The following is a 24542-nucleotide window of genomic DNA, read 5'->3' as shown; positions in this document are numbered from 1 at the left end:
AAAAGCTCTACTTCGCTATGCCTGTCGTGCTGGCTGTCACCTCATTCATGTCGATCTTTATCGTTTTGGGCCTGTTGGGAAGCATCAAAGTCATGCATTGATTGCTTACAGTACGTTTTGCCAATTGAGTCCAACTGATAGCCCCCGACTTTATCCCGCTCCTCCCGAAGGCACTTATAGGAGGCGTGGCGCAGTTTCCAATCGTGCGTACAGGCTCGATATTCGATCTCGGCAACGAGGCGCGGGTTAACGAAGACCGCGTTTCGCTTCCGCCCAGTATCGACCGTGGCCTTGCCGATGATCAGCTTGTCCATCTTCTCATGGAGCTGGCTCGCGGAGCGCTCTTTGAAGCCGCTTCCCACTCCCCCGACATAGACAAGCTCGTTTCCTTTGCGCGCGGCGAGGAGTAGCCGTTCGATGCCGCCGAACGATGCCGTCGACTTCTCACAGCCGATGATCGCGAAGGCATCGCTCTGGATGCATTTGATCTTCAGCCACTCGTTTCGTCTTTGCGATGATGCCTTCGAGCCCATGCGCGCAAGCGATGCGCAGGATCATTTCTCCATCCGCTTCGCTGTGGGCGCCAGCCCTGATAACTCCCACCAGCCTATGAGTGGACGGTTTGGTGCGGAAAGCGAACGCGGCGGCAGATCAGAGTTTATAAGAGAACATCACGATCGGCTCGGCTGCGGCCCCACGACTTTCGTAGAGGGCGCGAGCGGCATTGTTCTCGGTGTCTGTAACGATCCACGCCTGGTGACATTCCAGCGTTCTGCCCCACGCCAAGACCTCGTCGACGAGGCGTCGCGCAACACCACGCCGCTGGAAAGGCGGAGCCACACCCAGATTGTCGATGTAGACATCCGATGCTCGATCGGGGTGGCTGTGAACGTAGGCCGCGATCTGGCCGATAACCTGCTTTCCGCAAACCGCGATGATCATCAGGTGCCCCGGCGACTTCAAATAGGTTGCAAGCCGCTGGGCGTTAATCTCCTCGTCGAAAACATCGTCCGCGATATTTTCAAGCAGAACAGCAGTATCTCGCGTGAGCCGACACGTTGTGATCACTTCCGGCATCGCTCATTGAATCCAGATACAGAGGGCAGCAAGAGGTTAAACAATATCGCCTGATCGAGTTAGTTGGCAACGTGGAGTTCAGTTGATCTTCAGCCGATGCCGCAGCCACGCCACAGCGCCATCGCTCGCATAGGCCATGATACCGCCCACTGTGAGACCGGCCGACGTTTTCTGGAGCGTTATACGGCTTTTCCCAAGTCGATTCCCGACAGTTTTTCGCGATTCGCCGAACGATCTCTCGGAAATATCCGGTGGCGCTGGAGAAGCGATACGGGCCGGTTGTCGACAAGATGGCGAGGACGCTGAGGGTGCCGAAGAATGCGAGTGACGCGGCGAGACCACTACTTCCGTCGAATTTTAGCATCGCGAGCGGCATGAAGTTGCTCGCGCGGGGGTCTGACATTTCCACAATGGCAGCTCCGACGCGAGGTTCTCCATTTGCACGACATGACCAACCGAAGAGGTTCCTGAACCCCAGGGCAAAGTCTTATCCACCGATGAACCGCGTTTGCCGTTTTTCGATACGTACGAGCAGGCCAAGAAGGACTCCCGCGACCGGATTGCCCTTTAGCTGTAAGCGCAAAAGCCGCCCACGGCGCATAAGCCATCCACCATTTGAATTCGATCGTCACTCAATTAAGCTTCTCCGGACGGACTTCACCGGTTTTTCTCGGCAAGAGGCTGCCCTGAGCCGAAAGCGAAGTTCTACGTCGCCATGCCTTTTGTGCTGGTAGTGACCTCCTTCATATCGATCTTCATAATTTTGAGTCTGGTGGGAATTATCAAGCCTTGCATCGGCTGCGGGCGGTAAGCGCCAGGAAATTAATCCAGATCATAAACTGCGGTGTCATCCTGCTCATCACGTCAGCTCATAAACCTCGGCCATATCCTGCTCCTCCCGCAGCCCGCTGAAGGTCGCCGCCGGACTATTGATTACCTTATGGAATTTTATAAGCTGCCCCCTCATTTCCGAGAGCGGTTTGAGGACGCTCCAAAGGGCATCCAGCATGAGGAGCATCCGATGATCCACGAATTGCGCATCTATACATGTCTGCCAGAGAGGCTGCCGGCACTGCAACAGCGTTTCGAGACCGCGACGCTGGCGATCTGGGAACGTCTCGGCATTCGCTCACTCGGCTTCTGGACGACGATGATCGGTTCTTCCAGCAACGATCTGACCTACCTGCTCGAATGGCGGTCGCTGGCGGAGCGCGGGCAAAAATGGGCCGAGTTCATCGCCGATCGTGAGTGGAAAGAAGCGAAGGCGAAGAGCGAGGCGGATGGGCCGATCGTGGCCAACATCGTCAGCTCGCTGCTGCAGCCGACACGCTTCTACCGCGGCTTCTCCAAACCGTCGGAATGACGGTTACGGCCGCCCGAGACCCCATGACCATGCCCGACACCGTCACCCTCCTTGAAGACGCCGCCAGCCGGATCGCACATATTTCGCGAGCTGATTTGCAGATCATGCTCCGCCGCGCCGCTCTTCTGTTGCGCAACTCGGGATCGATCGCGATCGGGCGATATCGAGAACCGCTATTCAAACACTTTTTTAGATGCGGGCTGTTTTTTGATGCCGGCCGCGGCGATTAACCAGAACAGTCCACCGGCGGCAATTCCGAATACAGCTATTTCTGTGAGCAATTCGATTGCTTCCAGCAATCCCCACCACGTCATCATCCCGTTTTGGTAGGTCATGTGATCATTCGTGTAAGCCTCGTCCGGGCCGAAAAATATAGCTAGGCAAAACCACGGGAAGGTCGCAATGGAGGCACCGACCATCGCACAATTTGCAAGGGATGCCCGTATTCGTCCCTTGAAATAGAGTATCAATGGTATTCCCAATACAACAGTTGGCGGATACGCACCGAAGAACGCGACCACTGCAGTTGTTTGGACAACGCGCTCCATCATATCCGGCAGGCCCTGATAGGCGGGGCTGTAAACCGCATATGCCAAGGATGCCACCAAAGGCACCACAATTAGTGCAACTGCAATTCTCCACCAGGGTGGAGATGCGAATGTTGTTACCGCCATGTACACCTTGCCTAAACAGCCTACGCGACAGAATTGCACGCGGAGGTGCGTAATGACAACGGTCCGGCTCCCACCTCTTCCTCGGATTAACGACGTGTACGCTTTTGACGACAGGCAGTAGGTTAGCATATTCTGTAGGTGCCTTCGCCACTCTGATATGCTAATCGGCTCAGAAGGACCACAGGCGGCCGAGAAACCATGACCATGCACGATAGGCCCGCCCTCCTCGATGACGCCGCCGATCGCATCGCCGAGATTTCCCGGGCAGATCAGATTATGCTCGCCCTGTTGGTGCGGAATGCCGGGTCGCTCGTCATCGACGACGATATGGAAGAAGCCCTTCGCAATGTCTCGAGTGAGCTGGTGCTGACTCGGGAGGACGCCATCAGGTATATCGTCCGGGAGTGGATGGAGAAGAACACCTATCTGCCGGTGCATGACCTGGACAAAGACGGCGATGTGAAAGGGAATGCATGAATGCAGACCGGGTGATCCATCGATCAACGGGGACCGACGTCCAGTTCCGGGAACTTGTGATAGATGCAGTCATTCATCCTGAAAAATGCCATTCCTGCACCCATGTCAAAACGCGCAAGTTCCCATTCGAACGTGTCACGACCCTCGAAACCGTAGATTAGTGCCATCGCGGCCAACTTATCGAATGGCCCAGGAGGAAACGCGGTGCCGTATACTATCGCCTCCTTTTCAGCGAACCTTCCTTTGATGACTTTCTTGATCTCCAAATCCGCTCTAACCAGCTGGCCCGGGAAATCTTTGTCAGCCGCTATCAAACCAGAAGGGCCGATAGATAGTGATTTGACCCGAGCCTCCACCACGACCTCCGCCTTCGCAAGCAGTTCCTTTTGGCCGGGGCATGGCGCCATTGCAGCAGCCTGCCGCAGACCATTAACTGACAGAACCAAAACTGCTGCGCAAAACAATCGCGCGGGCGCGTTAAGCAACGCTTTCAGCATACTATTCCTCACACCGGTGTAGGCGTCTTCGATCAGACGAGGATAAACGCAAATCCTCATTTTACCGTATACACCGCTGCGTTATCTTGCTCTTCGCGTAGCCCCTTAAACGACGCATGGCGCAGCTTGCCGTCATGCGTCCAGGCCCGATATTCGGTCTCAGCGACAAGCTTCGGATCGACGAAGACTGCGTTCCGCTTCCTTCCGGTATCGACCGCGGGCTTGCCGATGGTCAGCTTGTCCATCTGCGTCCGGAGCTCATTCGCGGAACGTTCGTTAAAGCCGGTTCCCACTCCCCCGACATAGACGGGCCCGTTCCTTTGCGCGCTGCGAGCAGAAGCCGGCCGATGCCCCCGAATGCCGCGCTGGACTTCTCATACCCAAAGATCACGAAGCCACCGCACGCTGACGGCGGTCGACGGCGACACGGTCAAACGCGACGGGCAGAATATGCGACTGCTGAGGGAAGGTGTTCCGTTCGTCTCGGGCATCGATACGCCGGAGATCGGATCGCACGCGAAGTGCATCAAGGAACGGAAGCTGGCGCTGATCGCCAAAGGCAGGCTGAAAGAGCTTTGGCTGAAAAGGCATTGCGGGTGATGTTCAGCGGCGCGGTGGACAAGATACAAACGCACCGGCCGCTGCCCCTCCCGCGCTAGCCTTTCGGGTTTTGCGGACGGTATTCTTCCTGTGGTCTGGGAAACGGCGCTTCGGGGACCTGTGGCGGTGCTTGGCCGCTCATCTCCTTCACCGCCAAGTCCCAAATCTCGATGTCTTTCCCGTTGGGACAACCTTGGCGTTCCCAAATGGCATAGGCGCGACGGCGCAGTTGCTCTTCATTACTAAGTTGCACGTTTGATTACTCCACGGATCGGGGCTACTGGCCGAGGAGCCAGTTCCTATAAATGCGGCGGGCGTCGGCTGGTTAGGCGCCGATGAACATGTGAACTACGATCGCTATCGACACCGCCATTCCCACCAATACGGCTATCTTGATCACCCAGGATTTGAGAGGGTATTCGGAGACGGAGCGAATGAAGTGTGCCGGATAAAAGCGACGACGTAAGTAGACGACATGACGTCCTCCTGTTGTCAGGCGGCAATTAGTCGTTTGCGACGCCTGACTTGCGGCTGCAAGGCCAAAGGCACTGCGCGCTTTATCTTGGAGAATGTCAAACTAACAGGAAAAAAATACTTCAAAGAATCTACGGAACATTATCGGAGAAGCGAGTTTGCTTGCCGATGTAAAGAGGCTTATTCACCCCCTGAAGTCCATTGCTAGAAATTTGCCCAGTTAATACGGGTTTTTTCGGTTGAGGCAAAGCAGCGAGTCGAGTGGCGAGAGTTCAGTTGATCGTCAGCTGATGCCGCAGCCACGCCACAGCGCCATCGCTCGCATAGGCCATGATACCGCCCACTGTGAGACCGGCGAATAACGACCAGCCCTGATATGCCGTAGCCGATGACGATGCCTGGTGTGGCCGGTCACCCTTATGGATAGATATTCGCCGTGCTCTAACGCGGTTACAATCTTCGCTTTGGAAGAAGGGAGTGAACGATGAAAGCGATCACGGTTTCTGGCCTCATTATGCTAGCCTTCGCATCTGGTGCATATGCCGCATCCATGACGGCGGAGCAGTTGAAAAGCGAGTTGGTGGGCCACCCAATTCACTGGAAGTCAAAGACGCAATCGGGCGTCACAACTTACAAACCAGACGGAACGATTGAAGCGACTGTCGACGGGGACAAGGCCACCTACAATGGCACATGGAGCATCAAAGACAACAAGATGTGCGAGAAGTTCGATAAGGAAAAATGTGCAACGATCAAGTCGCTTGGAGGTAAGAAATACTCCAAAGGGGCCGGAACATTTACGGTGGAATAGCGCCTGTTTTGGTTTTCGTCACCAGGCGGCGCGTAAGCCGCCTCGCTTCTCAGTTTGGCCGCCGGCATTCTGAGCGTCCTCGTATTTGCCGCTTTGCTTCTTCGCCTCGGACCTGACCTCGTGATCCTGGCCTGCCGCCACGCGAGCACGATCCTGTGGGCAGCCCCGTCTCCGCAGTCATCCTTCGCAAGTCATGTCCGCACTCGGAGCGCACGCTCCGATCTGTCAGCGATCTGGGTGACGACATAGGCGATTACCATGTAGATCACGACGGCGACGAGAAAGGCTTCGAGGTAGTAGAAGTTCAGCGCGGCGGTCAATTGAGACTGAGCGAAGATATCCACGACCTCGATCGCGAACCCAAGCGACAGCGCTTTCATGATCACCATGAACGAGTTCGCCAGATCCGGGATTGCCGCCACGATCACCTGAGGAAGCATCACCCGCCTGAAGAGCTGGCTCTTCTTGTAGCCGAGCGAATACGCGGCCTCGGCCTGCCCGGTGTCGAACGAGTTCAAGGCGCCCTTGACGACTTCTGCCTGGAATGCCGCGACGCAAGCCGTCAGGGCAACGATCAGCGTCACCCAGTTCGGCATCGAATGACCGTTGTACTCGACACCGACAAGCGAGGTGAGGAATTGAAGCGTCGACGGGAGACCGTAATATGCGAGGAAGATGACGACGACCATCGGGACGCCCTTGAAGGCGATCTTGTAGGCGACGACGAGCTGGCGGAGTACCGGGATCCGGCGATATTCGACCATCGCGAACAGGCTGCCGATGATCGTCGAGAAGGCGAAGATCACCAGCGCCATCGCAAGGGTCAGTGGAACCGCTCCCAGGATGTCCCAGAGATCGGGAAGAAGAACTTCGATATCGAACATTTTGCGGTCTCCCCTTCGATCAGACGCTCGCCATCAGCGGCGCTTTGACGGGCGTGCCGCTTGGCGCGAACGTCGCCGAACGAAGTTCGAAGAAGCGGACGACGAGCCATGCGGCCAGGCACAGAACGGAGTAGAGCACCGCCAGAACCAGATAGGTTTCGAACTGGTACTGATTGTAGTCCCGCTCCATGACGAGGTGGGCGGTCGCCATCACGTCTGCCGCGCCGATGTACATGACGAGGGCAACGTTGTGGATGAGGTAGATGATGGAGTTGCCGTAGCCGGGCAGCGCGATGTGAACCGCCTGCGGCGCAACGACGCGCGCCAGCTTCTGGCGGAACGTATATCCCAGGCTGTCGGCGGCGTCGTGCTGACCGCGCTCGACGGCGAGATATGCCGGCCGCATGACTTCGGACAAGTAACCGCCGTGGTAAAGGCTGAGGCCAAGCATGGCGGCGATCGTCGGAGAGACGAAATCCTCGATGCCGAATACGCCGACGAGCACCGGAAGTCCGTAGAAGGCGACGAACAACTGGAGCACGACGGGGACGCTCCGCGCGTAGGACACGTATAGATCGGCCAGCTGGCTGATCACCGGGATCCTGCGCACCCGGAACGTCGTCGCAATCAACGCCAGCACGAAGCCGGCGACCATGGCCGTGAACGTGATCGCGAGCGTCAGCGGCAACGCCGAGAGCAGCTCGGGGATCAGTATGGATAGGTCCACTTGGGAACACTCCTTCTTTCAGTCCTGGGCATGGTCGCCGGCATCGAAGCCGGCGTCACTTCATGTAGGTGGTGATGTCTTCGCCGAACCACTTCTGTGACAGCTTGGCGAGCGTGCCGTCGGCCTTGAGCTCCTTCAGGGCCTTGTCGATGCCATCGGCGAGCGCCTTGTTCTCCTCTGAACGATGGATGAGGACGAAAGTGTTGTTGATCGCGACCGGCTCGCTCGCCTGGACGTTCAGCTTCTGCTGGTCGATCACCGTCTGCTCGCCGAGATTGGATGGCAGGACCAGTGCGTCGTACTTGCCGTTCTCGACTTCCTTCAGGCGGTCCGGATACGGGATGCCTGCGCTGGAAGCCGTGATTTCGATCTTGGAGTCGGGATTCTGCTCCTGCCACGCGGTGGCGAACTTGTAGATGCCGCCGCCTGCCGTGACCGGGACGATCTTCTTGCCGACGAGGTCCTTCATCTCCTTGATGCCGCTGTCCTTGCGGCTGTAGATCTTGATCAGGCTGGCGCCGATTGGAGCTTCCGGAATGAGGAACTGCTTTTCGCGTGCGGGCGCTCGGTAATAGCCGCCGGTCGCGATGTCGTACTTGCCGGTCGCAAGACCCGTCTCCTGCGCGATGTCGGCAGCACCTTCCATCACGAACTTGTACTGAGGCAGCTTGGCGTCGATTGCCTTCAGGACATCCGGCTCGTAGCCCTGCGGCTCCACGCCGATGGCGCCCCAAGAGAGCGGTTTCGATTCCGCCGCGGTGGCGATCTTGATCGTCCGGACGGCGTCCTCGGCGAAGGATGCGCCTGCGCTCGCGAGTGCAATGGAAACGCCGGCAAGGGCGGCGGCGAAGCTGCGGCGGGAAAGTGAACTCGAAGACGTCATTTCTGGTATCCTTTCTCTATTGGATTGCACGTTCAGAATTGAGGAACTGGGCAAGTCGTGGGTTGGAAGGCGTGTCGAAAATCTCGGCCGGACTGCCGTCGGCTGCGACGACGCCGCGATCCATGAAGACGATGCGGTTCGAGATGTTCTTCGCGAACTGCATCTCGTGGGTGACGAGCAGCGAGGTGATCCCCGATGACGTGACGTCCTTGATCACCTTCAGAACCTCGTTCACGAGCTCGGGATCGAGCGACGACGTCGGCTCGTCGAAGAGCATCACGTCCGGCTTGACCGCCAGCGCACGCGCGATGCCCGTTCTCTGGAGCTGGCCGCCGGAGAGCTGGGACGGATAGTTGTCAAGCTTGTCTGAAAGGCCCACCTTTTCGAGTTCCTGCAGGGCGATGCTGCGGGCCTCGTCCTTCGACTTGCCCTGCACGACGACGAGCGGATCCATGACGTTCTGGATCACCGTCATGTTCTTGAAGACGTTGAACTGCTGGAACACCATCGCGGTGCGCAGGCGGATTGCCTGGACTGCAGCCTTGTCCGGGCGCGCGAAATCCATCCTGATATCGTCGAAGGCGATCGTTCCGGATGCCGGCTTCACCAGATGGTTGATGCACTTCAACAGCGTCGTCTTTCCTGTCCCGCTCGGGCCGATGATGGACACCACGTCGCCTCGCTTCACCGAGAGGTCGACGCCGTTCAGGATCCGGGTGCTTCCGTACGACAGCTTCAGGTTCTTGATCTCAAGCATTTTCGGGTCTCAGGTCCTTTCGGTGGAAAGTGCAGGCAGCGCTTCGGTCTCGGGGTCGGCCCACTCGTCGCCGAGAAGTTCGGGCGTGTCGAAGGCCTGGAGGTTTGCGAAGTGCGTCTCGCGGTCTTCGACGAAGAGCGATCTGACAATGCCGCGCGCCAGGCGGTCTGCCCCTTCGCTGATTGCCGGGATATCGCCCGTGAGCTTGCCGTGACTGAGCGTCGCCGGGAAATTGAAGCAATGAATCTTCGAGAGCGTCGGGCACGAGCCCGGCGCCCTTTCGAGGAACTCGAACGCGTTGCCGAGATCCGGCGATCCCTCGAGTTCACCGTTCGCCATTCCGGGGGGCGTCGGGAAGCGGTCGCGCCAGAGACGGATGTGCGGTTCGAAGGCGGCGAGTTCCGGCCGATTGGCAAGATCGATCCTGAAACCCGTACCGAAGATCAGGAAGTCGACCGGATAGCTGCGGCGCGGTGTGGCCACGACGACATGGTCGCCGTCCTGCCGCAGGATGTTGATCGGGCTCTCCAGATGAAGGTGAGCGTGCTCGAACGAGCTGACGCGCAGGACGCTCGGCCGCGGTGGCGGGGTCTGCTGGCCCATCGCATAGTTCAGGAAGCGCCATTTCCATTCGTCGGGCAGCCCAGCAAAGCCATGGACGACGCCCTGGCTGCCGATGCCGGTGAACTTGTTGATCCGAGGCAATTCCTTGCGGCGGACGAACAGGTCAAGCCTTGCGACGCCTGCTTCGAGAGCGGTTGCCGCATTGTCCATCGCCGACGCGCCCGCACCGATCACTCCGACTCGCTTGCCGCGCAACGCCGAAAAGTCGATCTCGTCGGAGGTGTGCGCCCAGAACCTGCGGTCAATGCTGCTCGCAATATCAGGAACGAAAGGACCGCCGAGACCATCGCGTCCGGTTGCCAACACCACATGGCGGGCGACGATAGTTTCCTTGGAGCCACCCTGCGTACACACCAGATCGAGCATACCGTCTTCTCGCGGGAGCAGCGCGTCGACGGAGATGCCGTTGCGAACGGGAAGCTCGAGTACCTTCCGATACCAGACGAGGTACTCCATCCAGGTCTGGCGGGGCGCGCGGTCGAGCGCCGCCCATTCCTCGCGGCCGAAGCGCGCCTCATAATAGGCCCGGAAGGTGAGTGCCGGAAGACCCATGGCCGGGCCTGTGAGCTGCTTTGGAGAACGAAGGGTGCGCATCCGGGCGAAAGTGACCCATGGTCCTTCCCGTCCCGCAGGGGCCTTGTCGAGCACGATATGGTTGGAGACCCCGAGGCGCTTGAGCATCCCGGAGGCGACAAGACCCGCCATGCCGCCACCGATAATGACGACGTCCACGACAGGCTGGCCATCGACAACACGTAGCGGAACCCACGATTTGGCGGGCAGCTCCAGCCACGCAAGATCCTGACGCAGGCGGACTTCGAGGGCGTCGAGACCATCCGGGAAGGTGGAAAGGCCGCTCATGCGGACGCCCCCTCGGAAATGACGACTTGCCCGTAGACGCTGTCTGCCAGCGCGTCCGTCCCATTTGCCTCGAGAAGGCGGCAGCCCGGAATAGCCAAGGCCTCCGTGCGTGCCGCCTCGATTACGGCCGAGACTGTCGGCGTAAGGGGCAGCGCGGCAGCAGAGATGGCGCCAAACAGGAAGGGAATTGCCTGGTCGACGCTGCGCATCACAATGCCATCCAATGGAACACCATAGACAGTGGCGGGTTCGACGATGGCGACGCCCAACCCGGCGCGGACCAGCGAGAGAGCCGTTAGCGAAGCATTCACATCGATGATCCACTGAGGAGCAACGCCTTCCCGCTCCAGAGCCTCGTTGATCCGATGGCGGAGACGATATGGATTGGCGAGCGTGATGATGCGTCGGCCGGCGAGCTCGGTCAGGCGCACAACTTCGCTTGCCGCCAGAGGATCGTCAGCGGCAATAGCGACAACGCAGGGCGCTTCCGCGATCCAATGAATTTCGAGGCCGGGATGTTCGAGTGGAAGGCTCGATATTCCGAGATCCGCCGAACGGGCGACCACCGCCTGCACCACATTCTCCGCCGCGAGCGCCTGGATGTGGAGATGACGGGGAATGAGATCCCCCGGGATGGCCGCCAATGCCTGCGGCAGTATCCCTGCAGCAAGGGACGGCGTCGCGGCAACTGTCAGCGTCGCCGGCTCTTCACGACCGATCGCCTCCGCCCGCTCGCGAATATGGAGGAGGCTGGCGAGGTGACGTTCGACCTCGGCATGGAAGCGCAGACCGCGCGAGGTCGGCTGGATGCGTCCGCTGCTTCGATGAAGAAGCGCGTAACCCAGTTCTGCCTCCAGGTCCTGTATCAGCCGGGTGACCGCGGGTTGCGACCGTCCGAGCAGGCGGGCCGCTCCGGTTACGCTCCCTGCGGACATCACCGCCGCGAAGGCTTCAAGCTGTCGAATGTCGATCGAATTGCTATGCATATATGACATCAACCATTGTCCTTCATGTTATTAAAGCATGAGTTTTCTATAAAATCACTGGAGAATAGATAATTATTTCGCATGAATTCCGCGACCCCATGCTAATTTAACATAGATTACCACGAGACCTACCTGGTGCTCTCCAGCGAAATGCAAAGGAGCTTCTCTTGACACTCATCGAAACTCTTGCCGCCGTGAAGCCGGGCTCGGCGCTCGCCGAAGCCATGGAGAAGCGTGCGGAGATCCTGCGCCTGAGCGAGGCCGCGCACGACGCTGTGCTCCTTCCCCGTGATCCGGGCGGCCTGTCGCATGGCCTGCGAGCAGCTCTCGCCGCGCGCATGGCGCGACACAACGGCAACGAAGCGCTGGCTGGCCACTACGACGGACTGGTGCTACGCGCCGCGGAAAATGCGACGGCATTGCTCGCTCAACCCGGCACGAACGTGGACGACGAGCGTACCGCAGAGATCGTTCGTCACGCCGATCGACTGACGGTGGCCCCGCGCGAGTCTACCCGTGGCCATATCGAAGCATTGCGAAGCGTCGGTGCCACCGATGCCGACATCGTCCGGCTCTCGGAGCTTGCGGCCTTCGTGAACTATCAGGTGCGTGTCATCGCAGGTTTGGCACTGATCGGAGCAAGACAATGAGCGAAGTCGTCCACAGCTTCACCACCACCGTTCCGCGCTGGCAGCCTTACGTCGTTCCGGTCGACCTTGAGACCGCGACCGAGGAACAGCGCGAAGCGATGCAGGTCACGCCGTCCAACAAGGGCATATCGACATACGTCCTGACGCTCGCACACGACCCGGAATCGCTTGCGGTCCGCTCTCCCCTGTTCAACCTGATCATGTACGGGAAGGACGGGCTTTCATTGGGCGAACGCGAACTGGGCGCCACAGCGGCATCGGTCGTCAACCGCTGCGTCTACTGTGCCGCCGTTCATGCGTCCCGGTTTATCAACTATACAAAGAGGACTGACGTCATCGACGCGATCTTCGCCGATGGGCTCGACGCGGAACTCGACGAGCACCTGCAGGCGATCTTTGACTTCTCCGCACATCTGTCAACGACGCCTCCGCAAGCAACCCGGGCGGATGCCCGGGATCTGGCCGACGTCGGTCTTTCCGAGCTTGAATCCCTGGATCTTGTTCTGTCTTCCGCAATCTTCGGCTGGGCCAACCGCCTGATGCATACGCTCGGCGAACCCGTCAAGGACTGAAGCCCGACGGGCAAGGCTTCGCATACCGTGCAGTCGTCATCGACCACATCTTCAACTCACGGAGCTGCCGCATCCGCTCGTTAGCAATTTGTTGACCATAAGCTGGCTTTACTGAGCGCGATGGATGCGGAGGTACCGCCCGTCGTCGAGTGTTTGTGTGGGCGGGATTGTTCGTGTTGAAGTATTCACTGCAAGGTCTGTCGGCCGGAGCCTTGGGCGGAATTGCCACTCTCCTCTCACGTGCGGAACGCTTCGCAGCGCAGACCATTCTGCCGGCTCTGTTTGCGCTGCCGGCACTTGTCGGTTCTGCATCATTTGCCTCGGCGGAAGATCGGGCGCTCAAGCTGTTCTTTACCCATACGGGCGAGAAGGCGACGATTACCTACAAGCGGGATGGAAAGTTCGATCCAAAGGGCCTTGCCCAGATCAATCGGTTTCTGCGCGACTGGCGACGGAACGAGCCGACCCGGATGGATCCCCGGCTGCTCGACCTAGTCTGGGAGGTGTACAAGAAGAGCGGCGGCAAGGACTATATCCACATCGTCTCCGCCTATCGCTCCCCAACGACCAACAACATGCTCCGCAACCGCTCGCGCAGCACGGGTGTCGCCAAGAAGAGCCAGCATATGCTGGGCAAGGCGATGGATTTCTACGTGCCCGGCGTGAAGCTTTCGACGCTGCGTGCGCTTGCCATGCAGATGCAGGTCGGCGGCGTCGGATATTACCCGACCTCGGGATCGCCCTTCGTGCATCTCGACGTCGGCAATGTCAGGGCCTGGCCACGCATGTCCCGGCAGGAACTCGCGCGAATATTCCCGAATGGGCAGACGATGCATCTACCGGCCGATGGCAGGCCGCTGCCGGGATACAATCAGGCGGTTGCGAACTACAAGAAACGCGGCGGCCCCACCTCGATCCAGATTGCCAGCACCGCTGGAGAAGACGAAGACGCGGGAGCGCCGACCGCGCCTGGCGGCGATACCACAGACGGCAAACTCGTGACGGCGCTTCTGCCGACGCCGAAAAGCCGAGCGTTGAATGCGCTCGCGCTGCAGACCGGCGCGGCCGGGCGGGATGACAAAGGCTCCGCTGGGGATGTTTCATCCTTGCCGATTCCGATACCGGCGATGCGCCCGCCCGCCTTTGCGCACGACGCCGGCGCGGACGACAAACTGGAGACTGCATCGATCGGCCCGATTGCCGCCCTTCCGGAGAGACAGACGCCAGCATTGCCGGCCCACGCCCGCTTCCATCCCCTCGTTGTTGCACGGGAGACCTCCAGGCAGGGCGCTGATATGATCGCCTCTCTGCCGATGACCGCCTCCTGGGAAGAGGCAGATTTCCTCGGATCGACCTCCGAAGCGGCGCTGATGAAATGGGCGCTGCATTCTCCCGGCGAGGCGATGGGATTGAGCGCGCCTCGTCTTTCCCCCCGCACGGTTCATCGTGAGGCTGGTGTCAGGGCATCCGATGAGGATTTCATCCCGGTCGCCGCCAGAGGCCCGTTCGAGGCCAGCCGGTTTGCGTCTCCCCCGGAGGGTTGACCTCGATCATCAAGGCTTGATTCCGACGGCAATCGCGGCCGAGATCCGCAATGCAATCCTCTGCTTCCTTTTCAGTCATAGCGTGTCTGGTGGCGGATAGATGGCGCGCTGGACGACGTCATCTTCGTCACCGTCCACCCCGCCAGGGAGCGAGGTGAAATCAATGACAAGTGATAAGGGGCCGAATACCGGACGGGAGCCGAGGCCGAAGCGTGCGAAGGTGCGAAAACCGGTTCAGCGATGACTATCCCGAGGTTTCCAGCCGGCTATCGCCGCGCAGAAGGCTCAGCCAGGCTCGCGACACTTTCTCCGCGCCTGTGCCCCCGATATGGCAATCGTCGTAGCGGTCATCCCCATCGAGTAATGCGTCAGAATTTACGCCTTCTCGGATACCGTGGCCGCTTTTTGACAGGGCCAGTTGCGCCCGTACGATCGCATTGTCTGGAATATGCTCCTTGAAGCCGCCGTTGCTCGGTTCGAGGCATTTCGATGCGATCGAAATGTAAACCGGTGCTTCGACGCCGTGCTGACGCAATGTGTCAACCATCGACATGAAATGATCCCGATAGGCCTCCGCGGTGGTGCCGATAACGAGGTCCTTCTCTCCCTGGACCCAGAGGACGCCCGTTATCCGATAACCGGAATCCTGAAGCTGTTTCATTGTATCGACCAGCACAGGATTGAGGTCACCGCCGGTCGCCCAGCGCGCGACCTCAGATCCGGAATATGCGAGAGGCGCGAGGATGACGCTGTCATACTGTCCCGATGCAATCAAATAATTGCCAAGCAGCGTCCAGTACTCTCCCTTGGTATCGGTCGATCCAAGAAGTGGCGACGCCGCGATGAAGCACCGTTTGTCAAAGGCGTTGACAACGCGAGCGCCATAATTTGACCGGTGCCGTTGTCCTCCGTCGTTGGCCGCGTTCGATTGGCCAAGAATGAGTAAGACAGCCGTTCGAGCAGTTTGAGTCGGGCAGGTCACAGGCGATTTCGATTCATCCCCGATGAGTCGTTCCTTGTCGTCGAAACTATATCGGCTTGGGGCCGCTGCCTTCTCGCCGCCAACCATTTTTCTCAGCGCGGAAAGTTGTGGCCAAGGAAAGATCTCATGTCTCGCGCTCATGCCGCCGAGAAAGTACATGGCAATCAAGACGGCCCCGCCGACTGCTAGCGTTTTACGCATGGCGTCACCTTTAATCATCACCCGATGACATGGCCTATTGGACCAATCGAGGCTGCTGCAGCCACGAAGGTTCCTTTACACCAGCCACATCGGCTTGCTCGGGCATGATCTTTAGAAAGAGTTCGTCGTGAAGATCGAGCCCTGTCGCTGGTCTCAACTATAGACCGGACCGGTGATTACAATCATCCGGTTGGGTGAGAGATCGTGCCTGCTCGTAATCCCGTCGCTCGTCCACGGAAGGATATCCCAGATTCGGCCGGCGAGGACGACGTGGGAGCGGAGCACGGGCTCCTCCTTTTCGCTGACCGGATCATTTGGATCGACGGGCGCAGGATCTCTGTGTTAGGGAGCCCAAAAGCGCCGCTCTTGCGCGCGACAACGTTACGCTCTCGATATCGAAGGCAGGCGCATTGAAGGCTTATAGACCAGAGATCGATGGCTTGAGGGCCATCTCGGTGATAGGCGTTATTCTCTATCACGCCGAGTTCACGGTTGCCGGCCACACGCTGCTTCAGGGCGGATACATTGGCGTCGACGTATTTTTTGTGATCAGCGGCTTTCTGATTTCCCAAATCTTGTTGACGGAAATCGAAGCAACGGGGCGTATTGATTTCCTTAGATTCTACGCGCGGCGCGCGCGAAGAATTCTGCCTGCGTTGTTCGCAGTCATTTTCGCGACAATACCCGTAGCCTATTATCTTTTATTGCCAGCTGAACTCATAGACTACGCGAACTCCCTAGGTTCGTCGCTGCTCTTTGGATCGAATATCTATTTCTATTTCACTGCGGCTCAGTACGGGGAGCCGAATGCCCTTCTCAAGCCTTTTCTGCACACCTGGTCATTGAGCGTCGAAGAGCAATTTTATATCGGGTTTCCGTTCCTGCTGCTGATCGTGCGCCGGTACTTGAAATCAAGATTTCTGCCATGCGTGTTGGTCGTGGCAGCCCTCAGCTTTATCTGGTGTGTGATAATCGTACGGCATGATCAGCAACAGGCCTTCTACTCGCCGCTCACCCGGGCCTGGGAACTGCTGGCCGGAACACTTCTCGCCTATTACGAGGTGCGGCGTGGACGGCCTCGCCCCCAGCCGTTCCTTGCGGCGGCCGGGCTTGTCCTCGTTCTTGGTTCACTGATCCTGTTTAAAAAGAACACGGTTCATCCTGGCCTGCTCACTATGATCCCTGTCATTGGGACCTGCCTGGTGCTCGCATTCGCCAGCCGTGAGAACGCAATCGGGCGCCTGTTGGCGTCGCGGCCTGCGGCGCTCACCGGAATAGTCTCCTACTCCTTGTATTTGTGGCATTATCCGGTCTTCGCCTTCTGGCGGTCGACAAGCCTGAATTTCGACAACAGCGACAAGTTTCTCGCCATCGCTGCGACGGTCCTGGTCGCGGTCGTCAGCTTTGTCGTCATCGAAAAGCCCCTTCGCCACACCAGGAGAAGCCGCGCTCTCTGGATCACCCTCAGCTCATCCGTTGTCACCATCACGGCTGCTGTCCTTTCAGCAATCACTATGGCCGGTTTTCCTCACAGATTGGATGAAGTCTATCCACCTCTCGCGCAGGCGAACGAGGCGCAGCTCGAAAGCACTTTTCTAGGCTTGAACGACAACATTCAAGCTGGGAAACCGATTATCTTCATCATTGGGGATTCGCACGCCAGAAACTGGTCAATCGCGCTCAAAAATTACATCGATACCGACCGATATCAAGTCGTGGCGCTCAGCTACTTGAACTGCATGGTGGAGATCAAGAACGATAGTGTGAAGGCCCCCTCTCGCGCCAGCATTTACGATAAATACTGCATTCCCTTTGAAAAATATATCAACGACAAATCATTGCTCAGCCGAACGAAAGCGATCTTCCTCACGAGCCTTCGGCCTTTTGAGTACTCCGTCAACCCCTTCCGGTTCGAACTTCTTTCCTGGATGAAAAGCCACTCGGATGACGCGCGCATTTTCGTTTTCGGGAATTATTTCCAGCTCGACGAATTGCACTCGTGCCTGGGGCTGATGTTTCAGAGAAAATCCGATGCCTCCATATGCCTGCGGGAAGCGGCCTATCCGCCGGCCAACCAGCCTTTAGCGCAACTGCCATTTTTCCCATCCGATCTTGCGTTCACCTACGTCGATATCGTCAAGCTTCACTGCGATTACGACAAGGAGAAATGCCTCACGAGCAGCAGGGGTGTTCCGTTCATCACAGACTGGAACCATATGACAGCAGAATTTCTGACGACCTTGATCGGTGACATTCTGGAAAAGCGAACCGCCGATCTACGGAGCGACGGTCTCCTCGATTTCCTGGTACCGCCGCACGCCACGCAAGCCGAACGAACGGCAAGTTCTCAGCCGAACGCTGGTCCCACGCCTTCCGCTTCTCCATCAAATTAAGCGGCCAGACGCCGGGAACGACGATGAACCTGGTGTTCAGGTCCGGACTTTCTGCACGCCCCATCGTCTCGACGAGTTGGTTCTCATCACGCATCGCAAAAGTTCCAGCGCAGCCATATTATCGAACGGCTTGATCCACCTGCGCCACCGCTGCCAGAGCATTTCCGTTTTCTCCGCCTGGCAGCGTACGGGGCGACATCATCTCGTTGCCGCTGGAGCCGCGTTAGCACCATGTTAGCGCGCACCATCTACTGTGGTGACAACAAGGGAAACCCGGTTATCCATTGCAACCGGGACAAGTCGAGTAGCACGAGCCCTGAGACGCCGACGGCTGACGGAGGATACATGAAACTGGTTCTAGGCAGCTCGATAGTGTCGTGTGCCATCCTGCTATCCAGCGTATCGGGATTCGCCGCCTCTGGCGGATGGCAGTCGGATGGCCAAGGCACGAGATACTGGCACATCACTCCACGGCCCGGACAATGCAACGTAAGCCAGGCAAAAAACCTGGCGCTCCGGGCCGGCATCTATCGCAGCGAGATTATACAGCAGGATGACAATGTCATCGTGCTCAGAGGTCTGGATCAATCGGGCGACCGGCGGGTGATCGGCTTCGGCAACATCAGGGGATGCCCTGAGTTGGATGGCTATGAGGATGCGCATCCCTGAGGGCATGGTCAGCGCGTCCAGCGCCACCTTCAGACGCCTCATTCAGAACTGCTGCGTATGGATTTCGGCCATAGCGCGCCTGAGGTCGTCGATGGGGTCGCCGACCGACGTCTGCGTCCCTTCAAGCTCCTTTGGCATCTTCCAGCCGGGATCAATTCCCTGCATGTTGGGCAGCTCGTGCGCAATGCCCTTATGGCAGTCGATGCAGGTCGCCTTCCCCGGAAGCAGATATTGCGTGTGGATCGCCGCGGCTCTCGGCGTCTGTTTCTGCAGGTCCATTGCGACTGCCGAATGGCAATTGCGGCATTCGAGGCTGTCATTGGCCTTCATCCGGGCCCACTCGTTCTGCGCCAGGCCGAGACGGTGCTCAAGAAACTCCGACCGGGTGTCGATGGTGCCGAAGATTTTGCCCCACACTTCCTTCGAAGCCTGCATCTTGCGAGCAATCTTGTCCGTCCAGTCATGAGGAACATGGCAATCCGGACAACTGGCGCGCACGCCCGAGCGGTTGGAGAAATGGATTGTCCGGGTCAGCTCCTCATACGGATTGTCTTTCATCTCGTGGCACGACACGCAGAAATTCTCGGTGTTCGTCAGTTCCAGGGCGGTGTTGAATGCACCCCAGAACATGACGCCGCCGATAAAGCCGCCGAGCGTCAGCACGCCCAACCCGATCGTCGCGGCCGGTCTCGTCAAGACTGACCATGCCCACAGAATGAGGCGCTTCACCCAAGCGATCATCGTCGTCACTCGCTTCCCGCAGGCTTGAAACCAAGTTCGCTCATATCCTTGAACATGCTTGGCACCAGCGGTTTGATATCAGCCTGGGGAACGTGGCAGGCCGTGCAGAAATAGCGCCGGGGCGAGACATCAGCGATCATCTGGCCGTCCCGCGTCATGTAGTGGGTCACGCTGATCATCGGAGCGCCGGAGCCCTGCGTGAACTCCCGCTTGTGACAGGAGAGGCACCGGTTCGCGTTGACCGAAAGCTCATAGCCCTCGATCGAATGCGGGATGACAGGGGGCTGGTCGGGATAGGCGCGCATCTGGCGGCGGTCATCGACCACCCATCTCGGGAGGACGGCGGCAGGCTCGGACTGCATGGCCTCAGGCGGCCCCTGAAGCTGGGGGACATTCTGGGTGAGTACCTCGGCGATCGATGCCGTCGTGACGAACACCAGCAAACCCGCTGCAATGGCTGTCCATTCGGGTCGCCTCAACCGACGACGGGGAGAATCTTGACCGCGCATTTCTTGAAATCCGTCTGTTTCGAGATGGGATCGGTGGCGTCGAGCGTGACCTTGTTGATCAATTGGCTGGCGTCGAACCACGGGACGAAGATGACGCCGGATGGCATCCGGTTCCTGCCGCGGGTGTCGATCCGGGTGCGGATTTCACCACGCCGCGAGACGATACGGACCTCGGCCCCCTGGTTGATGCCGCGTTTTCGCGCGTCGTCGGCATTCATGAAACAGCGCGCGCCGGGAAACGCCTTGTAGAGCTCGGGAACCCGCATCGTCATCGAACCGGAATGCCAATGTTCAAGCACCCGTCCCGTCACCAGCCAGACATCGAACTCGTCGTCGGGCGATTCTGCGGGAGGCTCGTAGGGCGCCGCCAGGATGACGGCCTTGCCGTCCGCCTGGCCGTAGAAATTCAAACCCTCGCCGGGTTTCACATAAGGATCGTATCCTTCGCGGTATCGCCACTTGGTTTCCTGCCCGTTGACGACGGGCCAACGCAGGCCTCGAACCTCGTGGTAGACGTCGTAGGGCGCCAGATCGTGGCCATGTCCGCGTCCGAATGCGGCGTACTCTTCGAAAAGTCCCTTCTGGACATAGAAGCCGAAGGCCTTTGCCTCGTTATTGTCGTAGTCGGCGCTGATTTCCTCGACAGGGTACCGATCAACCTCGCCGTTGCGAAACAACACGTCGAAAAGCGTCTTGCCGCGATAGGTCGGATTGGCGTCCAACAGCTCCGCCGGCCAAACCTCGTCGGTGGTGAAGCGCTTCGAGAACTCCATCATCTGCCAGAGGTCGGAGCGAGCCTCGCCGGAAGCCTGCACAAGCTGGTGCCACACATGCGTCCGGCGTTCGGCGTTGCCGTAAGCGCCTTCCTTTTCCACCCACATGGCGGCGGGCAAAATCAGGTCCGCACTCATCGCGGTAATCGTCGGATAGGCGTCCGAGACGACGATGAAGTTTTCAGGATTGCGATAGCCGTTATAGGTCTCGTTGGCTGTATTCGGCGCAGCCTGAACGTTGTTGTTGACCTGCACCCAGTAGAAATTCAGCTTGCCATCCTTCAGCATCCGGTCCTGCTGCACCGCGTGATAGCCGGGTTTCTCCGGGATCAGGCCGTGAGGGACACGCCAGATCTCCTCGGCGTGTTTGCGATGCTCGGGATTGGTGACGACCATGTCGGCAGGCAGGCGATGGGCGAAGGTTCCGACCTCGCGCGCCGTGCCGCAAGCCGAAGGCTGACCGGTGAGCGAAAACGGACTATTGCCCGGCTCGGAGATCTTGCCTGTGAGAAGATGGAGATTGTAGACCATCTGATTGGCCCAGACGCCTCTGACGTGCTGGTTGAAGCCCATGGTCCAGAGCGACATGACCTTCCGGGCGGGATCGGCATAAAGCTCGGCCAACTGCTCGAGAAACTCCGGATCGACGCCGGTCATCGCAGCCGTCTTCTTCAGCGTGTAGTCCGAGACGAAGTCCTTGAAAGCCTCGAAATTCATCGGCTCGGTCTTGCCCGGATCGGCCGAGTTTGCGGCCTTGACCTCGATCGGATCATCGGGGCGCAGGCCGTAGCCGATATCGGTCGCGGCGCGGGCAAATTTGGTATGCTTCTGGACGAATGCCTCGTTGACCCGCCCGGTTTGAATGATGTGGTTGGCAATGTAGTTCAGGATCACCAGGTCCGTGCCGGGCTTGAAGACGATGGGTATGTCGGCCAGATCCATGCTGCGATGGGTGAAGGTGGACAACACCGCGACCCGGACATGCGGTTGGCCGAGGCGACGATCGGCGACACGCGTCCACAAGATCGGATGCATCTCCGCCATGTTGGAACCCCAAAGCACGAAGGCGTCGGCATTCTCGAAATCGTCGTAGCATCCCATCGGCTCGTCCATGCCGAAGGTTCGCATGAAGGCGACGGCGGCAGACGCCATGCAATGGCGGGCGTTTGGATCGAGATTGTTCGACCGGAAGCCGGCGCGCATCAGTTTCGTCGCGGCGTATCCCTCGAAGATCGTCCACTGGCCGGAGCCGAACATGCCGATGGCGGTCGGCCCCTTTTCCTTCAGTACGCGTTTGCACTGCGCGGCCATCACGTCGAAGGCCTCATCCCAGCTCACCGGCTCGAACTCGCCTTCCTTGGCGTAGACGCCGTTCTGCTTGCGAAGCAGCGGCGTCTTCAACCGGTCCTGGCCGTACATGATCTTCGAAAGAAAGTAGCCCTTGATGCAGTTCAGGCCCCGGTTCACTTCTGCCTGCATGTCGCCGTGGGTGGCGACGACCTGGCCCTGCTTGACCCCAACCATGACGCCACAGCCGGTCCCACAAAACCTGCAGGGCGCTTTCGACCACTTTATCTCAAGCGCGTCGATGCCTCCAGGCACCTGCTGCGCGGCGGCGGGAAGCGCAATGCCCGCGGTCGCCGCGGCTATCGCTGCTGCGTGCGCCTTCAGGATGTCACGACGGGTCAGTTCACCGGTCATCTACGCCCCCTCCGTTTCGACATGTTCGAAAACCATATTCGCGGAGATGACCCCATCGAACAGCGATATGCGCGACAGGCATTCGCCCATCATGCCTGTGCTTGTCCCTTCGATGACGATGACAATCTTGCCGCCGCCATCGCCGTGGACTTCAACGTTTTTCATCATCGCAAGCTGGCTGAGAACGCTAAGCGTCGCGGTAGGCAGCGTCGCGACGACCGCGCTCGATATGTGATAGAGCGATGGAGTTTCAGGCATTGCGACCCTCCAGTTCATTTGTGCGGGTCGCGATTGCGCCGACCGGACAGACCGCAAGGCAGGCGTCGCATCCGGTGCAGAGTTTTTCGTCGATTTCGGGAAAGAACGGCCCGCCGATCCGCGGCCGGAATCGAATTGCGTTGTCGGGACAGTTTTCGTCGCACGACCGGCAGGCGACGCCCAGCTTGGACAGGCAGGCTTCCGTCACCATGGCCGTATGAGGCACTGATGTTGACGCGTCCGCTTCGGATGCCGGGTCGGGACAGCCAAGGAACAGTTGTCGGCGCGAAAGCGCTTTTGTCTGCATGGAGCGCCTCAATGACCTGGAGGCCCGGGAGGTCCAAAGACGATCTGCCACATCCAGACGGCGAACCCGTAGCTACCGACGACGCCGACGGCGATCACCGGCCAGATGCCGAAGGCAAGTGCGAAGAACGTCACAAGCTCGATCTTCCTTCTGTTCGGAGGCTGCGCGCCCGCAGAGCCGCCTTGGACCGGCTGCAACATCTCACTTCCTCTCCGCATGTCATCGCCGGCATTTTGATGCTGGCACTGCCGTGCTGAGAGTTGCATACACCGTGCCTTTGGGCACGTATGTTACGGTAACCAACGGAGCGGGTTGCCAATATGTGGCAAGTCGGGAACTGGGGCTTCGATGGACAGAGAACGCGAGCATGACGACCTGACCGCCGGGATTGACCGACCGATCGTTATTATTCTCCCCAAAGGTGGGTATATCGGCGTCTTCACGGGAGACCCATGAGGCTCATGCAGAGGGATCCATATCTCAGCAAGTTTGGACCACCCGCACCCTTCGGTGCGCCGCGGACTCCTTGTCCAGCCCAACCCTACTCGCTCTGCCGCAGATTCCGTATCCGATCAAACAGCACCGCCAGCACGATCGCCCCGCCAATAAACGTCCCCTGCCAGAACGCATTGATGCCGAGCAGGCCGAGGCTGTTGCGGATCACTTCGATCAGGGCCGCGCCAACCAGAGCGCCGAAGGCGGTGCCGATGCCGCCGGCGAGGTTGGCGCCGCCGATGACGGCGGCGGCGATGACCTGCAGTTCCATGCCGGCGCCGATATTTGTGGTGACGGCGCCGAGCCAGCCGGTCTGGACGATGCCGGCAATGCCGGCCGACAGCGCCGAGATCATGTAGACGGCGACCTTGATGCGGCGGACGGGAACGCCGGTCAGCGTGGCGGCATGTTCATTGCCGCCGATCGCGAAAATATAGCGGCCGAAGCGCGTCCAGCGCAGCACGAAACCAGTGATGAGCGCCAGGATGACCATATAGAGAACCGGATTGGCGATCCCGAAAAACCAGGCGCCGCCGCCAAGCGCCAGCAGCTTGTCATGATCGGGGCCGAACTGAAAGACGACCGTGTTGTTCGAGGCGACCATCGCCAAGCTCCGCGCAATCGACAGCATGCCGAGCGTCACCACGAAGGGCGGGAAATTGAGATAGGCGATCAGCACGCCGTTGAAGGCGCCGATCGCCAGCGCCGTAACGATCGCGGCCGTTATGCCGACCTCGATGGAATAACCGGCGTTCATGGTGACCGCCAGCACCATGCTGCAGAGGCAGAGCACCGAGCCCACCGACAGATCGATGCCGCCGGTGATGATCACCAGCGTCATGCCGAGCGCGATGATGGCGACGAAGGTGACGTTGCGGGTGATGTTGTAGAGGTTCTTCGTCGTCGCAAAGGAATCGGTGGCGAAGGACAGGAAGAGGCAGGCGAGAAGCACGGCGATCAGCACCCAGAATGTCTGGCCGCCGACAAACTCCGCAAGCCGGCTGCGCTGCTTCTGTGCAATCGTCTGGTCCAATGTTACTGCCATTTCGACC

At 59.1% G+C, this 24542-nt stretch carries 28 protein-coding genes and 5 pseudogenes; 10 read left to right on the top strand and 23 right to left on the bottom strand.

Annotated features, from left to right (window positions below):
• Positions 1-41 precede the first annotated feature (41 nt).
• From HJB83_RS17145 to HJB83_RS17135, 4 genes and pseudogenes are all read right to left on the bottom strand, one after another.
• Positions 42-600, bottom strand: a pseudogene (locus tag HJB83_RS17145) (hypothetical protein); the annotation flags it as partial.
• A gap of 51 nt (positions 601-651) precedes the next feature.
• Positions 652-1077 carry an N-acetyltransferase gene (locus HJB83_RS17140; protein WP_221132462.1) on the bottom strand — a complete coding sequence of 142 codons (426 nt, stop codon included), beginning with the start codon at positions 1075-1077 and terminating at the stop codon, positions 652-654.
• A 78-nt stretch (positions 1078-1155) separates the two neighbouring features.
• Positions 1156-1239, bottom strand: a pseudogene (locus tag HJB83_RS34155) (DUF1515 domain-containing protein); the annotation flags it as partial.
• Positions 1240-1936: 697 nt separating this feature from the next.
• The gene (locus tag HJB83_RS17135; RefSeq protein WP_221132461.1) at positions 1937-2086 is read right to left on the bottom strand and encodes a hypothetical protein; all 150 of its coding nucleotides are present in this window, start codon (positions 2084-2086) and stop codon (positions 1937-1939) included.
• Positions 2087-2098: 12 nt separating this feature from the next.
• Between HJB83_RS17135 and HJB83_RS17130 the strand changes: the two genes are divergently transcribed.
• Positions 2099-2440 carry an NIPSNAP family protein gene (locus HJB83_RS17130; protein WP_221132460.1) on the top strand — a complete coding sequence of 114 codons (342 nt, stop codon included), beginning with the start codon at positions 2099-2101 and terminating at the stop codon, positions 2438-2440.
• Between the two features lie 23 nt (positions 2441-2463).
• A pseudogene (locus HJB83_RS34150) lies at positions 2464-2595 on the top strand (CopG family transcriptional regulator); the annotation flags it as partial.
• Between the two features lie 18 nt (positions 2596-2613).
• On the opposite strand, the gene HJB83_RS17125 reads toward HJB83_RS34150, so the two are convergent.
• Positions 2614-3114, bottom strand: a complete 501-nt coding sequence (locus HJB83_RS17125) for a hypothetical protein (protein WP_221117485.1) — start codon at positions 3112-3114, stop codon at positions 2614-2616.
• 198 nt (positions 3115-3312) lie between these two features.
• On the opposite strand from HJB83_RS17125, the gene HJB83_RS17120 reads away from it, so the two are divergent.
• Positions 3313-3591, top strand: a complete 279-nt coding sequence (locus HJB83_RS17120) for a CopG family transcriptional regulator (protein WP_221117486.1) — start codon at positions 3313-3315, stop codon at positions 3589-3591.
• A 23-nt stretch (positions 3592-3614) separates the two neighbouring features.
• On the opposite strand, the gene HJB83_RS17115 is transcribed toward HJB83_RS17120, so the two are convergent.
• The gene (locus HJB83_RS17115) at positions 3615-4088 is read right to left on the bottom strand and encodes a hypothetical protein (RefSeq protein WP_221117487.1); all 474 of its coding nucleotides are present in this window, start codon (positions 4086-4088) and stop codon (positions 3615-3617) included.
• 56 nt (positions 4089-4144) lie between these two features.
• A pseudogene (locus HJB83_RS17110) lies at positions 4145-4485 on the bottom strand (ATP-dependent DNA ligase); the annotation flags it as partial.
• On the opposite strand from HJB83_RS17110, the gene HJB83_RS17105 reads away from it, so the two are divergent.
• The gene (locus HJB83_RS17105; RefSeq protein WP_259671198.1) at positions 4446-4688 is read left to right on the top strand and encodes a hypothetical protein; all 243 of its coding nucleotides are present in this window, start codon (positions 4446-4448) and stop codon (positions 4686-4688) included. The pseudogene HJB83_RS17110 and the gene HJB83_RS17105 sit on opposite strands and share 40 nt — an antisense overlap.
• Positions 4689-4743: 55 nt before the next feature.
• Here the strand turns inward: HJB83_RS17105 and HJB83_RS34730 are convergent, their stop codons facing one another.
• A complete protein-coding gene (locus HJB83_RS34730; protein ID WP_221117488.1) occupies positions 4744-4941 on the bottom strand; it encodes a DUF2934 domain-containing protein in 198 nt (65 codons plus the stop codon).
• 493 nt (positions 4942-5434) lie between these two features.
• Positions 5435-5552: pseudogene (locus HJB83_RS17095) on the bottom strand (DUF1515 domain-containing protein); the annotation flags it as partial.
• Between the two features lie 94 nt (positions 5553-5646).
• Here HJB83_RS17095 and HJB83_RS17090 point away from each other — a divergent pair.
• Positions 5647-5973: a hypothetical protein gene (locus tag HJB83_RS17090; RefSeq protein WP_221117489.1), complete on the top strand. Its 327-nt coding sequence runs from the start codon at positions 5647-5649 to the stop codon at positions 5971-5973.
• 191 nt (positions 5974-6164) lie between these two features.
• On the opposite strand, the gene HJB83_RS17085 is transcribed toward HJB83_RS17090, so the two are convergent.
• The 6 genes from HJB83_RS17085 to HJB83_RS17060 are packed head-to-tail and all read right to left on the bottom strand — an operon-like array spanning position 6165 to position 11704.
• Complete coding sequence (locus HJB83_RS17085; RefSeq protein ID WP_221117490.1) at positions 6165-6857, bottom strand: amino acid ABC transporter permease; 693 nt, start codon at positions 6855-6857, stop codon at positions 6165-6167.
• Positions 6858-6876: 19 nt separating this feature from the next.
• Positions 6877-7584: an amino acid ABC transporter permease gene (locus HJB83_RS17080; protein WP_221117491.1), complete on the bottom strand. Its 708-nt coding sequence runs from the start codon at positions 7582-7584 to the stop codon at positions 6877-6879.
• A 55-nt stretch (positions 7585-7639) separates the two neighbouring features.
• The gene (locus HJB83_RS17075) at positions 7640-8467 is read right to left on the bottom strand and encodes an amino acid ABC transporter substrate-binding protein (RefSeq protein ID WP_221117492.1); all 828 of its coding nucleotides are present in this window, start codon (positions 8465-8467) and stop codon (positions 7640-7642) included.
• A gap of 16 nt (positions 8468-8483) precedes the next feature.
• A complete protein-coding gene (locus HJB83_RS17070; protein WP_221117493.1) occupies positions 8484-9224 on the bottom strand; it encodes an amino acid ABC transporter ATP-binding protein in 741 nt (246 codons plus the stop codon).
• Positions 9225-9233: 9 nt separating this feature from the next.
• Positions 9234-10709, bottom strand: coding sequence for an NAD(P)-binding domain-containing protein (locus HJB83_RS17065; RefSeq protein ID WP_221117494.1), 1476 nt, complete (start codon positions 10707-10709; stop codon positions 9234-9236).
• Positions 10706-11704 (bottom strand): LysR family transcriptional regulator, encoded by a 999-nt coding sequence (locus HJB83_RS17060; RefSeq protein WP_221117495.1) that lies wholly within the window; start codon positions 11702-11704, stop codon positions 10706-10708. The genes HJB83_RS17065 and HJB83_RS17060 overlap by 4 nt, the downstream gene beginning before the upstream one ends.
• 158 nt (positions 11705-11862) lie before the next feature.
• On the opposite strand from HJB83_RS17060, the gene HJB83_RS17055 reads away from it, so the two are divergent.
• The 3 genes from HJB83_RS17055 to HJB83_RS17045 all read left to right on the top strand — a co-directional run bounded on the left by HJB83_RS17055 (position 11863) and on the right by HJB83_RS17045 (position 14461).
• Positions 11863-12345: a CMD domain-containing protein gene (locus HJB83_RS17055; protein ID WP_221132459.1), complete on the top strand. Its 483-nt coding sequence runs from the start codon at positions 11863-11865 to the stop codon at positions 12343-12345.
• Positions 12342-12917 (top strand): peroxidase-related enzyme, encoded by a 576-nt coding sequence (locus tag HJB83_RS17050; protein WP_221117497.1) that lies wholly within the window; start codon positions 12342-12344, stop codon positions 12915-12917. Before HJB83_RS17055 ends, HJB83_RS17050 begins: the two co-directional genes overlap by 4 nt.
• A 167-nt stretch (positions 12918-13084) precedes the next feature.
• The gene (locus tag HJB83_RS17045; protein WP_221132458.1) at positions 13085-14461 is read left to right on the top strand and encodes a DUF882 domain-containing protein; all 1377 of its coding nucleotides are present in this window, start codon (positions 13085-13087) and stop codon (positions 14459-14461) included.
• A gap of 244 nt (positions 14462-14705) precedes the next feature.
• Here HJB83_RS17045 and HJB83_RS17040 read toward each other — a convergent pair whose 3' ends face one another.
• Complete coding sequence (locus HJB83_RS17040) at positions 14706-15644, bottom strand: sialate O-acetylesterase (RefSeq protein WP_221117498.1); 939 nt, start codon at positions 15642-15644, stop codon at positions 14706-14708.
• Positions 15645-16054: 410 nt separating this feature from the next.
• Here HJB83_RS17040 and HJB83_RS17035 point away from each other — a divergent pair, with 410 nt between their 5' ends.
• Both HJB83_RS17035 and HJB83_RS17030 read left to right on the top strand, forming a co-directional pair.
• Positions 16055-18037 carry an acyltransferase family protein gene (locus HJB83_RS17035; protein ID WP_221132457.1) on the top strand — a complete coding sequence of 661 codons (1983 nt, stop codon included), beginning with the start codon at positions 16055-16057 and terminating at the stop codon, positions 18035-18037.
• Positions 18038-18382: 345 nt separating this feature from the next.
• Complete coding sequence (locus tag HJB83_RS17030) at positions 18383-18706, top strand: hypothetical protein (protein ID WP_221132456.1); 324 nt, start codon at positions 18383-18385, stop codon at positions 18704-18706.
• Positions 18707-18748: 42 nt separating this feature from the next.
• Here the strand turns inward: HJB83_RS17030 and HJB83_RS17025 are convergent, their stop codons facing one another.
• From HJB83_RS17025 to HJB83_RS16995, 7 genes are all read right to left on the bottom strand, one after another.
• On the bottom strand, positions 18749-19444 hold the full coding sequence (locus HJB83_RS17025; protein ID WP_311044297.1) for a NapC/NirT family cytochrome c: 696 nt from the start codon (positions 19442-19444) through the stop codon (positions 18749-18751).
• Between the two features lie 8 nt (positions 19445-19452).
• Positions 19453-19956, bottom strand: coding sequence for a nitrate reductase cytochrome c-type subunit (locus HJB83_RS17020; protein WP_221132455.1), 504 nt, complete (start codon positions 19954-19956; stop codon positions 19453-19455).
• Positions 19923-22430: a periplasmic nitrate reductase subunit alpha gene (gene napA / locus HJB83_RS17015; RefSeq protein ID WP_221132454.1), complete on the bottom strand. Its 2508-nt coding sequence runs from the start codon at positions 22428-22430 to the stop codon at positions 19923-19925. The genes HJB83_RS17020 and napA overlap by 34 nt, the downstream gene beginning before the upstream one ends.
• On the bottom strand, positions 22431-22688 hold the full coding sequence (locus tag HJB83_RS17010) for a chaperone NapD (RefSeq protein ID WP_221117503.1): 258 nt from the start codon (positions 22686-22688) through the stop codon (positions 22431-22433).
• Positions 22681-22995, bottom strand: coding sequence for a 4Fe-4S dicluster domain-containing protein (locus HJB83_RS17005; protein ID WP_221117504.1), 315 nt, complete (start codon positions 22993-22995; stop codon positions 22681-22683). Before HJB83_RS17005 ends, HJB83_RS17010 begins: the two co-directional genes overlap by 8 nt.
• A gap of 8 nt (positions 22996-23003) precedes the next feature.
• Positions 23004-23195, bottom strand: a complete 192-nt coding sequence (gene napE / locus HJB83_RS17000; RefSeq protein WP_207581425.1) for a periplasmic nitrate reductase, NapE protein — start codon at positions 23193-23195, stop codon at positions 23004-23006.
• 341 nt (positions 23196-23536) lie between these two features.
• Positions 23537-24535: an ABC transporter permease gene (locus HJB83_RS16995; protein WP_207581426.1), complete on the bottom strand. Its 999-nt coding sequence runs from the start codon at positions 24533-24535 to the stop codon at positions 23537-23539.
• Between the last annotated feature and the right edge of the window lie 7 nt (positions 24536-24542).

The organism is Rhizobium sp. NZLR11, from assembly GCF_019685115.1.
In the GTDB taxonomy this organism is placed as follows: domain Bacteria; phylum Pseudomonadota; class Alphaproteobacteria; order Rhizobiales; family Rhizobiaceae; genus Rhizobium.
The sequence above is the reverse complement of the archived record's forward strand: the minus strand, read 5'-3'. Positions and strand labels throughout refer to the sequence as shown.